The organism is Pseudomonas sp. B392_1p (assembly GCF_052245235.1).
Taxonomy (GTDB): Bacteria; Pseudomonadota; Gammaproteobacteria; order Pseudomonadales; family Pseudomonadaceae; genus Serpens; species Serpens gallinarum.
In genome coordinates this window covers 308,760-321,532 of the sequence record NZ_JBQPXM010000001.1, presented here as the reverse complement: position 1 = coordinate 321,532, position 12,773 = coordinate 308,760, and the positions used below count along the sequence as shown (strand labels likewise).

The following is a 12,773-nucleotide window of genomic DNA, read 5'->3' as shown; positions in this document are numbered from 1 at the left end:
CTTAACACGGGAGCGAGCCCATGAGCGCGCGCAAGCCTCGCCTGCCCTTCGCCAATGCCTGGTTCTTTCCCGCCGCAGCGCTCTACGCTGCGGTCTTGCTCCCGTGGTCGGTACTGGCCCTGTTCGGCCTGCTGCCGACACCCGCCGGATTGCTCAGCCCGCTCGGGCATGCCCATGAAATGCTCTTCGGCTTTGCTCTGGCTGTGGTCGCCGGCTACCTGCTCGGCCCGCAGCCGCTGCCGCTCATCCTATCGCTGCTGGGCTGCTGGGCACTGGCGCGCCTCGGCTGGCTGTTCTGGCCGGGGGCCTGGTGGACAGTAGTTGCCGCCGCGCTGTTTGCCGGCGGCGTGGCCTGGAACGTGGTGCCGCGTTTTCTGGGTGCGGCGAAAAAATGGCGTAACCAGATCGTCGCGCCGGTGGTGGCCTCGCTCGCCCTGCTGAGTGCCATTGCCAGCCTACCCTTGCCGTTGGAATTGACCCCGCGCCTAATGCACGAAGCCTTGCTGCTGCTCGCCATGCTGCTGTTTTTCATGGGTGGACGAATCATCGCTCCGGCGGTGGCAGGGCACATGATGAGCCAGGGTCACATCCTGGATGCACGCGTACAGCCGAGGCTGGAGGGCGCGGCCTTGATCCTGCTGGGCCTCGCCTTGCTAAGCAATCTGCTGCCCTGGGCACTGGCCAGCCAGGTAAGTGGTTTCTTGTTGCTGAGCGTGGGCCTACTGGCTGGCGTGCGCCTGTTGCGCTGGCAGCCCTGGCGCTGCGCCCGACGACCCGACTTGCTGGTGCTGCTGCTCGGTTACCTGTGGCTGAGCGTGGGCCTGCTGCTGTTCGGGCTGGCGCTGCTGACGACTGCCCTGCCGTTGAGCGCCAGCCTGCACGGCTTGACCATTGGCGCGCTGGGCACCCTGACGTTCGCGGTGATGGCCCGTACGCGGTTGATCTACCGCCTGCGAGACGCCAACGCACGGCCCTGGATTCACCCTGTCGCCGTTCTGCTCAGCCTGGCGGCGCTGGCGCGCATCCTGCCGCCACTGCTGCAGCTGCAGCCTTTTCCCTGGCTGCTGCTGTCTGCGGCCTGCTGGTCGCTGGCCTTCCTGCTACTGGTCGTGCTGCTCTGGCAGACGCGCGGACGCTTTAACCAAGAGGACGCGAGCCCACCATGAATCTGCTTATCCGCCCCGCCAGCGCCGATGACGCTGCGCTGATTCTGCGTTTTATCACTGACCTGGCCATCTACGAAAAGGCCGAGCACGAGGTCAGGACCGACGCCGCCGGCATTTGCGCCAGCCTGTTCGCCGCTGACAGCAGCGCCCAGGCGCTGATCTGCGAGCGCGACGGCCAGCCAATCGGTTACGCGGTGTATTTCTTCAACTATTCGACCTGGCTGGGTAAGAACGGCTTATACCTCGAAGACCTGTATGTCGATCCTGCCCAGCGAGGTACTGGCGCGGGCAAGGCGCTGCTGCGCCATCTGGCAAGACTCGCAGTGGACAAGGGCTGCGGACGCTTCGAGTGGGCGGTGCTGGACTGGAACCAGCCGGCCATCGATTTCTATGAGTCGCTGGGCGCGCGCCCCCAATCGGAGTGGACCACCTACCGGCTGGCCGGCCAGGCGCTGCTGGATCTGGCAGCGGATTGAGCGCCAACGGCTGCTGAAAAACAAACGCCCCGGCTTCTGGCCGGGGCGTTTGCATTCAGACCTGTACAGGTCGCACAGGCTTGTTGCTGAGGTTTTCTTCTTTCATCTGCTCGATGGAATGCTTGCGACGCTCCTCCGCGCGACGGGTGAAGTACCACGCCGCGAAGGTGAACATCGACACCACCAGCAGGATCAGGCTGGCCACCGCGTTGATCTCCGGCTTCACACCCAGGCGCACGGCGGAAAAGATCTCCATCGGCAGGGTGGTCGACCCCGGACCGGAAACGAAGCTGGCCAGTACCAGGTCATCCAGCGATAGCGCAAAGGACAGCATGGCCCCAGCAGCCAGCGAAGGCGCAATCATGGGCACGGTGATCAGGAAGAACACCTTCCACGGCCTGGCGCCCAGGTCCATGGCCGCCTCCTCGATGGACAGGTCCAGTTCGCGCAGCCGCGCCATCACCACGATTGCCACATAGGACGCGCAGAACGTGGTATGGGCGATCCAGATGGTCACGATGCCACGCTCCGCCGGCCAGCCGATCAGCTGGGCCATGGCCACAAACAGCAACAGCAGCGACAGGCCAGTGATCACCTCGGGCATCACCAGCGGTGCGGTGACGAGGCCACCAAACAGCGTGCGTCCCCGAAACCGCGGAACGCGGGTGAGCACGAATGCCGCCAGGGTTCCGATGGCCACCGCGGCGATGGCGGTGTAGCAGGCGATTTCCAGCGAGCGCATGACCGCACTCATCAACTGGCGGTTATCGAGCAAGCCGACGTACCACTTCACCGACCAGCCGCCCCAGACGGTAACCAGTCGCGAGCCGTTGAAGGAGTAGATCACCAGAATGATCATCGGCAGGTAGATGAACAGCAGCCCAACCCAGAGGACGATGTTCGAGAAACTCCAGCGCCTCATGGCTTGCCCTCCATGACCTTGGCTTGCTTCGGAATGGAGAGCCGTTTGAACAGAATCATCGATCCTGAGCGTGAGAGCGTCATGGCTTGCCCTCCAGTTCCTTGGCTTGGTTACGGTTGAACAGAATAATCGGCACCAACAGGATCGCCAGCATCACAACCGCCAGCGCCGAAGCCACCGGCCAGTCGCGGTTGTTGAAGAACTCCTGCCAGAGCACCTTGCCAATCATCAGCGTCTCCGGACCGCCAAGCAGCTCGGGAATCACGAACTCGCCAACTACCGGGATGAACACCAGCATGCAGCCGGCGATAATGCCGTTCTTGGACAGTGGCACGGTGATCTTCCAGAAACTGGTGAAATGCCGCGCACCCAGGTCGGAGGCAGCTTCCAGCAGGCTTGGATCATGCTTCACCAAATTGGCGTAAAGCGGCAGGATCATGAATGGCAGATACGAATAGACAATGCCGATATACACCGCCAGGGTCGTATTGAGGATTTGCAGCGGCGTATCGATCAAACCCACGCCCATCAGCACACCGTTGAGCAGACCGTTGTTACTGAGGATACCCATCCAGGCGTACACGCGGATGAGGATCGCGGTCCAGGTCGGCATCATGATCAGCAACAGCAGCACCACCTGTTTTTGCGGGTCGGCCCGGGCGATGGCATAGGCCATCGGGTAACCGATCAGCAAACACAACAGCGTGCTGAACAGGGCGATTTTCAACGATCCCAGGTAAGCGAGCAGGTACAGCTCGTCCTCGCTGAGGAACACGTAATTGCCGAAGTTGAGCAATACCTGCAGCTGATTCTCGGCCCAGGCAAACACTTCGGTATACGGCGGGATGGCCACATCGGCTTCGGCGAAGCTGATTTTCAGAACAATCACGAACGGCAGCAGGAAGAACAGCAGCAGCCAAAAGAACGGCACGCCGACGACCAGTTGCCGCCCGCTGGGCAGCAGTCTTTTCAGGCCGGACGCTCTCATGACTGCAGCACCACGCCGCTGTCGTCGATCCAGTACAGATACACCTGATCATCCCACGTCGGGCGCTTGACGTTGCGCTCGGAGTTGGCCAGGAACGACTGGACCAGCACGCCTGACGCCAGCTTGATGTAATACAGGGAATGACCACCCAGATAGGCGATGTCATGCACGGTGCCTTGCACCCAGTTGTAGCCTTCGTGCTCGATTTCCGGCATTTCGCTGCTGATCAGCAGTTTTTCCGGGCGCAGAGCATAGGTAACGCGTTTGTCTTCAGCGCGCGTGCTGATGCCGTGACCGACATAGATCGGGCGTTCCAGCGCCGGGCAGGCAATCACCGCGTGGTCGCCGACGTCTTCGATCAGCTCGCCATCGAACAGGTTGACGTTGCCGATGAACTCACACACCAGGCGGCTGGCCGGCGTTTCGTAGATGTCCATGGGGCTGCCGACCTGGGCGATCCAGCCCTGGTGCATGATCGCAATGCGCTCGGCCATGGTCATGGCCTCTTCCTGGTCGTGGGTGACAATCAGGCAGGTCACGCCGACGCGCTCGATGATCGCCACCAGTTCCAATTGCATCTGCGAGCGCAGCTTCTTGTCCAGCGCACCCATAGGTTCGTCGAGCAGCAGCAGCTTGGGACGCTTGGCCAGCGAGCGGGCCAGCGCCACGCGCTGGCGCTGGCCGCCGGACAACTGGTGCGGCTTGCGCTTGGCGTACTGGCTCATTTGTACCAGCTTGAGCATTTCCGCCACGCGCGCTTCGACCTCCGCCTTGGGCAGGCTGTCCTGCTTGAGGCCGAACGCGATGTTCTGCTCAACCGTCATGTGCGGAAACAACGCATAGGACTGGAACATCATGTTGATCGGCCGCTCATAGGGCGGCAGATCGGTGATGTCCTGGCCGTCCAGGTAGATGCGCCCTTCGGTGGGCCGCTCAAAACCGGCCAGCATGCGCAACAGAGTCGACTTGCCCGAGCCAGACCCACCCAGCAGGGCGAAAATTTCGCCCTTGCGGATGGTCAGCGACACGTCGTCAACCGCCACGGTATCGTCGAATTGCTTGGTCACCCGGTCAATCTTGACCAGGACTTCCTTGGCTTGCTGATCGCCACTGAGGGCTTTCTTGTAGGCGCTAGAGGCCACCGCCATAACTATCATTCTCCCCGAAACTTCAACCCTGGCGCCGCCAGGCCGGATATTTCAATAGCGATGCAGAACGACGGAAGCAGTCAACCATTCCGCGCCCTTGCAGCAAGTCAAATCAGTCGTGCCGGCGCACTCGCCAGCCCCCGTCCGGACCCTCCGGCGCGGGGGCGCAATTGAAACATTCAGACGAGCGTGGGGCCAGCCCGGGCGCGGCTTTCTCGCCACTTATTGGCCGGATTTAACCTTGGTCCAGCTACGGGTCATCAATCGCTGCACCTTTGTCGGCAATTCGGCAGAAATATACAACTTGTCCAACACATCTTGCGGAGGGTAAACAGCCTCGTCCGCCAGCACGTCCGGGTCCATGAACTCGCGCGCCTTGAGGTTCGGATTGGCGTAACCGACATAATCGCTGACCTGGGCAATCACCTCAGGCTCGAGCAGATAATTGATGAAGCGGTGCGCCGCTTCCACATTACCGCTGTCGGCGGGAATGGCCAGCATGTCGAACCACAGGTTGGCGCCCTCTTCGGGAATCACGTAGGCGATTTCCACGCCCTTGCCGGCTTCTTCCGCGCGGTCAGCCGCCTGGAACACATCGCCGGAATAGCCCACCGCCATGCAGATGTTGCCGTTGGCGAGATCAGACACATATTTGGAGGAGTGGAAATAGGTAACGTAGGGGCGCACCGCCGCCAGCTTGGCCTCGGCCTTGGCATAGTCCTCGGGGTTCTGGGTGTTGGGGTCCAGACCCAGGTAATTGAGCATGGCCGGAAGCATCTCATCACCCGAATCGAGGAACGCGACGCCGCAGCTGGACAGCTTCTTCATGTTCTCGGGCTCGAACACCATGGCCCAGGAGTCAATTTCCACGTCATCGCCCAAGGCCGCCTTGACCTTCTCGACGTTGTAACCCAGGCCATTGGTACCCCACAGATAAGGGACCGCGTACTGGTTACCCGGATCGTTGACCTCCAGCTGCTTGAGCAGGGCCGGGTCCAGATTGCTCCAGTTGGGCAGCTTGCTCTTGTCCAGTTTCTGGAAAGCACCCGCCTTGATCTGCTTGCCAAGGAAGTGATTGGACGGCACGACCACGTCATAACCGGAACGGCCAGCGAGCAGCTTACCTTCTAGGGTTTCATTGGAATCGAACACGTCATAGACCGGCTTGATGCCGGTCGCCTTGCGGAACTCGGCCAGCGTGTCTTCGCCGATGTAGTCCGACCAGTTGTATATATGCACCGTGGTTTCGGCCTGGGCCGTGCCGGTCAGGATCAGGGCTGCGCTCGCGGCGAGCATGGCGTTGCGATAGGACGTATTCAATGGAGGATCCTCTTGCCAGCCGCGGTTAAAGCCACGGTCTTGCGTCGTTTAGTGGCGACCTGAAGGTCGCACTCATGGTGCCCTGACGAAATTCGCCCCGGGCATTGGGGTTACGCTCCCGGCCTTGCGGCCTGACTACGGTTTATTACGGTGTGAATGGCCGGCTGCACGAGCAACCGGCCGGGCCCGCACTTAACGACCGGACTTGATCTTGGTCCAGCTGCGGGTCATGGCGCGTTGCACTTTCTGGTCCAGGTCCGGGAAAGTGTAGAGCTTGGCCATCACCTCTTCAGACGGGTAGATACCCGGGTCGGTGCGAATCGCCTCGTCCACCAGCGGGGTGGAAGCGGCGTTGGCACTGGGGAACTGCACATAGTCGACGATCGCCGCCATTACCTCAGGCTTCAACAGGTAATTGAGGAAGGCATGGGCGTTATCGACATTCTTCGCATCGGCGGGAATGGCCAACATGTCGAAGAACGCACCCGCGCCTTCTTTGGGAATGTTGTAGCTGACCTTGATGGCGCCACCGGCTTCCTCGGCGCGCGCCTTGGCTTGGTAAACATCACCGGAGTAGCCGATCGCCACGCAAATATTGCCGTTGGCCAGGTCGGAGATGTACTTGGACGAGTGGAAATAGGCCACGTTCGGACGGATCTTGAGGAACAGCTCTTCGGCTTTCTTCAGCTCATCGGGCTTTTCACTGAGCGCGGGGTAGCCTAGGTAATGCAGCGCGGCGGGCAGAATCTCGGTGGGCGAGTCCAGGAAGGACACACCACAGGCCTTCAGCTTCTCGATGTTCTCGGGCTTGAAGACCAGTTCCCACGAGTCCACGGGCGCGTTATCGCCCAGCACAGCTTTGACCTTCTCCGGGTTATAGCCAATGCCGATGGTGCCCCACATATAGGGGACGGCGTACTGGTTGCCCGGGTCGCTGGAGTCCAGGGACTTGAGCAGGTTCTTGTCCAGGTTGTCCCAGTTGGAAAGCTTGCTCTTGTCCAGTTTCTGGAACACGCCGGCCTTGATCTGCTTGGCCAGGAACGGGTTGGACGGCACGACGACGTCATAACCCGAACCACCGGAGAGCAGTTTGGCTTCGAGTACTTCGTTGCTGTCGAAGACGTCATAAACGACCTTGATGCCGGTTTCCTTCTGGAAACTCTCCAAGGTGTCCGGAGCGATGTAGTCCGACCAGTTGTAGACGTGCAACACTTTTTCCTGCGCCTGGGCCAAGCCGGCCACGGCAGTCAGGGACAACGCGAGAAGGGTCTTGCCGAACATATTCATGCGTTACAGCTCCGATTGTTTATAGGTATCTGGAGTGACGTTGCTGACGAACCCGATCTTGCGGCTCACTACGGCGCACCCCCGGTGAGCCTGGCCAACGCACCGGCGAAGTCTGGCAAGGACCAGGGCCCGTGACAACAGGTGCGGCGGCGAAATTGTGAGCGGACTTTAAGGATTCTGCCGTTTCGCAATCGGCGTGACGGCAATAGGCCTTCAGCCCTTGCCCGACACTTCACGTACCGTTAGATCCAGACAGGTGCGCGCCTTGTCGATCAGCTCATCAATCTCCTCCTTGTTGATTACCAGAGGCGGGGCAATGATCATGGTGTCACCCACCGCGCGCATCACCAGGCCGTTGGCAAAACAGTGTTCACGGCAACGCATGCCGACTTCCAAGCCACTGTAACGCTCGTGGGTCTCCTTGTTCTTCACCAGCTCGATGGCGGCCACCAGTCCAACGCCGCGGGCCTCGCCCACCAGCGGATGCTCGGCCAGCTCACGCCAACGCTGCTGCAAGTACGGTGCCGTTTGCGTCTTGACCTGGTTAACGATGCCTTCGCGCTTGAGCAGGCGAATGTTGGCCAGCGCCACCGCCGCCGCCACTGGATGCCCGGAATAGGTGAAGCCGTGGGCGAACTCGCCGCCGCGGTCTAGCACCTTCACCACGCGCTCATGCACCACCACGCCGCCCATGGGGATGTAGCCGGAGGTGAGCCCCTTGGCGATCGGCATCAGATCGGGCTTGAGATCATAGTACTGGCTGCCGAACCATTCGCCGGTACGCCCGAAGCCGCAAATCACCTCATCGGCCACGAAGAGGATGTCGTACTTGGCAAGGATCTCGCGCACCTTCGGCCAGTAGCTGTCCGGCGGCACTATCACCCCACCGGCGCCCTGGATCGGCTCGGCGATAAAGGCCGCCACCCGGCCCTCGCCGACGTCGAGAATCTTCTTCTCCAGTTGCTCGGCGGCCCACACACCGAAGTCCTCGGGAGTCATGTCGCCGCCTTCGCCGTACCAGTAGGGCTGATCGATGTGCTCGATACCGGGAATCGGCAAGCCACCCTGGGCATGCATCCCTTTCATGCCGCCCAGGCTGGCACCGGCGATGGTGGAACCGTGATAACCATTCCAGCGCCCAATGACCACTTGTTTATCAGGCTGGCCCAAGGTTGCCCAATAATGGCGCACCATGCGCAACACCGTGTCGTTGGCCTCGGAACCCGAGCCGGTGAAGAACACATGGTCCAGCCCTTCCGGTGCCAATTGTGCGATTTCCTGCGCCAGCTCCAACGCCGGCGGGTGGGCAGTCTGGAAGAACAGGTTGTAGTAGGGCAGCTCGCGCATTTGCGCGGCTGCGGCCTCGACCAGCTCTTCGCGCCCATAACCGACATTCACGCACCACAGACCGGCCATGCCATCGAGGATCTTGTGCCCCTCGCTGTCCCACAGGTACACGCCCGACGCCTTGGTGATGATCCGCGCACCCTTGCGGTTCAGCGCCTGGTAATCCGTGAAGGGGGCCAGGTGGTGCTGGCGGCTCAGAGTCTGCCATTGCTCGGTTTGCGGATTGCTCATCGATTCCCCCTTTGAACGCACTGTGTGGACACGCGGTGATCACACCGAAAACAACAGAAACTCCCGTTCCCAGGAGCTGATCACCCGCTTGTAGTTTTCGTTTTCGGCTCGCTTGACCGCCACATAGCCGGTAATGAATTTGTGGCCCAGGTATTTATCCAGCGTCTTGCTGGTTTCCATGCGCTCCAGGGCATCCTCGATGGTCAGCGGCAGGCGCAGGTTACGCCGCTCATAACCACGGCCCTTGACCTGGGGACTTGGGCTGATGCCCTCGATCATGCCGATATAGCCACACAGCAGGCTGGCGGCGATGGCCAGGTACGGGTTGGCGTCGGCCCCGGGCAGACGGTTCTCGATGCGCCGGTTCTGCGGCGTGGATTCCGGCACGCGCAAGCCCACCGTGCGGTTTTCTTCGCCCCATTCGACGTTCACCGGCGCCGAGGTGTCGGGCAGGAAACGGCGGAACGAGTTGACGTTGGGCGCGAACAGCGGCAGCACTTCAGGGATGATCCGCTGCATGCCACCGATGTAATGCAGAAACAGCTCGCTCATGGAGCCGTCATCATTGGAGAAAATATTGCGCCCACTCTTTATGTCGATCACGCTCTGGTGCAGGTGCATAGCGCTGCCCGGCTGATCGGTGATCGGCTTGGCCATGAAGGTCGCCGCCACGTTGTGTTTGAGCGCCGCCTCACGCATGGTGCGCTTGAACACGGTGATCTGGTCGGCCAGGTGCAAGGCCTCGCCATGGCGGAAGTTGATCTCCATCTGCGCCGGGCCTTCCTCATGGATCAGCGTGTCCAGATCCAGGTTCTGCGCCTCGCACCAGTCGTACATGTCCTCGAACAGCGGGTCGAATTCGTTGGCCGCGTCGATGGAAAACGACTGCCGACCGGTCTCCGCTCGCCCCGAGCGACCGATTGGCGCCTGCAGCGGGTAGTCCGGGTCATCGCTGCGCTTGGTCAGGTAGAACTCCATTTCCGGCGCGACAATCGGTTGCCAGCCGTGGTCGGCATACATCTTCAGCACGCGCTTGAGCAGGTTGCGCGGCGACAGCTCGATGGGGTTGCCGACCTTGTCGAAGGTGTCGTGGATCACCATGGCGGTGGGCTCCAGCGCCCAGGGCACCAGGAACATGGCGCTGGCATCCGGACGGCAGAACATGTCGATGTCCGCCGGGTCGAGCAATTCGTAATAAATGTCGTCTTCGACGTAATCGCCGGTCACCGTCTGCAACAGCACGCTCTCCGGCAGGCGCATGCCCTTCTCGGCGAGAAACTTGTTGGTTGGGGCTATCTTGCCGCGGGCGATGCCCGTCAGGTCGCTGATCAGGCATTCGACTTCGGTGATCTTGTGTTCTTTCAGCCAGCTGGTGAGCTGGTCGAGGTGGCTGCTCATAAAGACCTCAAGGTTGAACCAAACCGGCCCCTGCCGGCTCAGCGGTTTTGCGCTCGCGCCCGACACGCCCGGCCAAAGGCCTGGAACAGCGCGAGGGAATCGGGATTGGCCTGTACCTGCCATTCAGGATGCCACTGTACGCCGACAGCGAAGCTGCGTGCAGCCTCCACCGAAAAGGCTTCGATCAGCCCGTCGGGTGCGCGCGCCTCGATACGCAAACCCGGCGCCAGACGGTCGACGCCCTGTGCGTGAATGGAATTGACGTGGATTTCGCTCGCCAGGCCGAGCCCGCTCAGAACGCCGCCGGGCTCGAGGCGCACGACATGCCGCGGCGCGTACTGCACCTCCAGCGGCTGGTCCTTGGGTTCGCGATGGTCTTGATAGGGCGCCACGCTGTGCACGCTCTGGTGCAGGCTGCCGCCCAGCGCCACGTTGATTTCCTGGAAGCCGCGACAGATGCCCAGCAGCGGCACGCCAGCCTCCAATGCCGCAAGGATCAGCGGCAGGGTAATGGCATCGCGGGCCGGATCATGAGCAGTGCCCGGCGTACTGGTCGCCCCTTGATAAAAGTGCGGGTCGACATTGGACGGCGAGCCGGTGAGTAGCAGCCCATCCAGGTGCTCGAGCAGCCGCGGCAGGTCGAACGCTTCGACCAGGGCGGGAATGATCAGCGGCATGCCCCCGGCAGCAAGGGCCACCGCACGGACATATTTATCGCCGGCAATGTGGTAGGGATGCAGGCCGATCTGCTTGTTGCAGGCAGTGATTCCAATCAACGGCTGGCGGGACATGGGGCACCCGTATCCAATCTATTGCTGTTTCGTTTCGAGCTTAGTCTTGTTCATTTTTTTACACAACAGCTTGGCAAAAAACCGAACACCGCTCTGCAGCGCCCCGATCAAGCGCTCGCAACGCACCCGTCCCACCGTTCTGACACGCCCTAAAATAGGCCTTGATGCCCTGTTAGAGGGCGTAATCCGGAGCTATTGACAGCCCCTGAGGATTAAGATTGACTCACCTTCAAATGACTTCACTGATTGATATTTTTAACAAGAAAGGTGTTGCATCATGTCTCCTCCCCCACGTGCCGTTCAGCTCAACGAAGCGAACGCGTTCCTCAAGAAACACCCTGAAGTCTTGTTCGTCGACCTGCTCATTGCCGACATGAATGGTGTCGTGCGTGGCAAACGGATTGAACGCACCAGCCTGCACAAGGTGTATGAAAAGGGCATCAACCTGCCTGCATCGCTGTTCGCCCTGGACATCAATGGCTCGACCGTGGAAAGCACCGGCCTGGGCCTGGATATCGGCGATGCCGACCGCATTTGCTTCCCGATCCCCAATACACTGAGCAACGAGCCCTGGCAAAAACGCCCCACCGCTCAGCTGTTGATGACCATGCACGAGCTGGATGGCACACCGTTCTTCGCCGACCCACGCGAGGTGTTGCGCCAGGTGGTGAGCAAGTTCGACGATTTGGGGCTGACCGTTTGCGCCGCCTTCGAGTTGGAGTTCTACCTGATCGACCAGGAAAATGTGAACGGCCGGCCGCAACCGCCGCGTTCGCCGATATCCGGCAAGCGCCCGCATTCGACCCAGGTGTACCTGATCGATGACCTCGACGAGTACGTCGATTGCCTACAGGACATCCTCGAGGGCGCCAAGGAGCAGGGCATCCCCGCTGACGCCATCGTCAAGGAAAGCGCGCCCGCGCAGTTCGAAGTCAACCTGCACCACGTGGCCGACCCGATCAAGGCCTGCGACTACGCGGTACTTCTCAAGCGCCTGGTCAAGAACATCGCTTACGACCACGAGATGGACACCACCTTCATGGCCAAGCCCTACCCCGGCCAGGCCGGCAATGGGCTGCATGTGCACATCTCGCTGCTCGACAAGCAGGGCAACAATATCTTCAGCAGTGATGATCCCCAGCAGAACGCCGCTTTGCGTCACGCGATCGGCGGTGTGCTGGAGACCATGCCGGCCTCGATGGCCTTCCTGTGCCCGAACGTCAACTCTTACCGCCGCTTCGGCCCACAGTTCTACGTGCCGAATTCGCCGTGCTGGGGCCTGGACAACCGCACCGTCGCCCTGCGCGTGCCCACCGACAGCGCGGACAACGTACGCATCGAACACCGCGTCGCCGGCGCCGATGCCAACCCCTATCTGCTGCTCGCGTCGGTCCTGGCTGGCGTGCACCACGGCCTGACCAACCGGATCGAGCCGGGCCCGCCCGTGGAAGGAAACTCCTACGAGCAGAATGAGCAGAGCCTGCCCAACAACCTGCGCGATGCCCTGCGCGAGCTGGACGACAGTGAGGTCATGGCCCAATACATCAGCCCGGATTACATCGATATCTTCGTGGCTTGCAAGGAAAGCGAACTGGCCGAATTCGAGCATTCGATTTCCGACCTGGAGTACAACTGGTACCTGCACACCGTGTAACCCCCCCGCAGATACGCCCGTGCAAGAGCGGTCTCGGCCGCGATT

Annotated in this window: 11 protein-coding genes; 3 read left to right on the top strand and 8 right to left on the bottom strand. The window is 61.2% G+C overall.

Annotated elements, in window-relative coordinates; genetic code table 11:
* Window positions 1–20 precede the first annotated feature (20 nt).
* Window positions 21–1,166: an NnrS family protein gene (locus ACTV8E_RS01520; protein WP_443198243.1), complete on the top strand. Its 1,146-nt coding sequence runs from the start codon at window positions 21–23 to the stop codon at window positions 1,164–1,166.
* Entirely contained in the window at window positions 1,163–1,642 is a 480-nt protein-coding gene (locus tag ACTV8E_RS01515) for a GNAT family N-acetyltransferase (RefSeq protein WP_443198242.1), read from the top strand. Before ACTV8E_RS01520 ends, ACTV8E_RS01515 begins: the two co-directional genes overlap by 4 nt.
* 55 nt (window positions 1,643–1,697) lie before the next feature.
* On the opposite strand, the gene ACTV8E_RS01510 is transcribed toward ACTV8E_RS01515, so the two are convergent.
* The 8 genes from ACTV8E_RS01510 to ACTV8E_RS01475 form a co-directional block, all read right to left on the bottom strand.
* Window positions 1,698–2,564, bottom strand: coding sequence for an ABC transporter permease subunit (locus ACTV8E_RS01510; protein ID WP_251835667.1), 867 nt, complete (start codon window positions 2,562–2,564; stop codon window positions 1,698–1,700).
* A 79-nt stretch (window positions 2,565–2,643) separates the two neighbouring features.
* Window positions 2,644–3,525 carry an ABC transporter permease subunit gene (locus tag ACTV8E_RS01505; protein ID WP_251835825.1) on the bottom strand — a complete coding sequence of 294 codons (882 nt, stop codon included), beginning with the start codon at window positions 3,523–3,525 and terminating at the stop codon, window positions 2,644–2,646.
* 23 nt (window positions 3,526–3,548) lie between these two features.
* Window positions 3,549–4,700 carry an ABC transporter ATP-binding protein gene (locus ACTV8E_RS01500; protein ID WP_273538268.1) on the bottom strand — a complete coding sequence of 384 codons (1,152 nt, stop codon included), beginning with the start codon at window positions 4,698–4,700 and terminating at the stop codon, window positions 3,549–3,551.
* A 222-nt stretch (window positions 4,701–4,922) separates the two neighbouring features.
* Window positions 4,923–5,996 (bottom strand): polyamine ABC transporter substrate-binding protein, encoded by a 1,074-nt coding sequence (locus tag ACTV8E_RS01495; protein ID WP_443198327.1) that lies wholly within the window; start codon window positions 5,994–5,996, stop codon window positions 4,923–4,925.
* A gap of 216 nt (window positions 5,997–6,212) precedes the next feature.
* Complete coding sequence (locus tag ACTV8E_RS01490; RefSeq protein ID WP_443198241.1) at window positions 6,213–7,307, bottom strand: polyamine ABC transporter substrate-binding protein; 1,095 nt, start codon at window positions 7,305–7,307, stop codon at window positions 6,213–6,215.
* Window positions 7,308–7,520: 213 nt separating this feature from the next.
* Window positions 7,521–8,885: an aspartate aminotransferase family protein gene (locus tag ACTV8E_RS01485; protein WP_443198240.1), complete on the bottom strand. Its 1,365-nt coding sequence runs from the start codon at window positions 8,883–8,885 to the stop codon at window positions 7,521–7,523.
* A gap of 39 nt (window positions 8,886–8,924) precedes the next feature.
* On the bottom strand, window positions 8,925–10,283 hold the full coding sequence (locus ACTV8E_RS01480) for a glutamine synthetase family protein (protein WP_251835663.1): 1,359 nt from the start codon (window positions 10,281–10,283) through the stop codon (window positions 8,925–8,927).
* 38 nt (window positions 10,284–10,321) lie between these two features.
* Window positions 10,322–11,074, bottom strand: coding sequence for a gamma-glutamyl-gamma-aminobutyrate hydrolase family protein (locus ACTV8E_RS01475; RefSeq protein ID WP_443198239.1), 753 nt, complete (start codon window positions 11,072–11,074; stop codon window positions 10,322–10,324).
* Between the two features lie 277 nt (window positions 11,075–11,351).
* Here ACTV8E_RS01475 and ACTV8E_RS01470 point away from each other — a divergent pair, with 277 nt between their 5' ends.
* Window positions 11,352–12,728, top strand: coding sequence for a glutamine synthetase family protein (locus tag ACTV8E_RS01470; RefSeq protein WP_251835661.1), 1,377 nt, complete (start codon window positions 11,352–11,354; stop codon window positions 12,726–12,728).
* The last annotated feature ends 45 nt before the right edge of the window (window positions 12,729–12,773 follow it).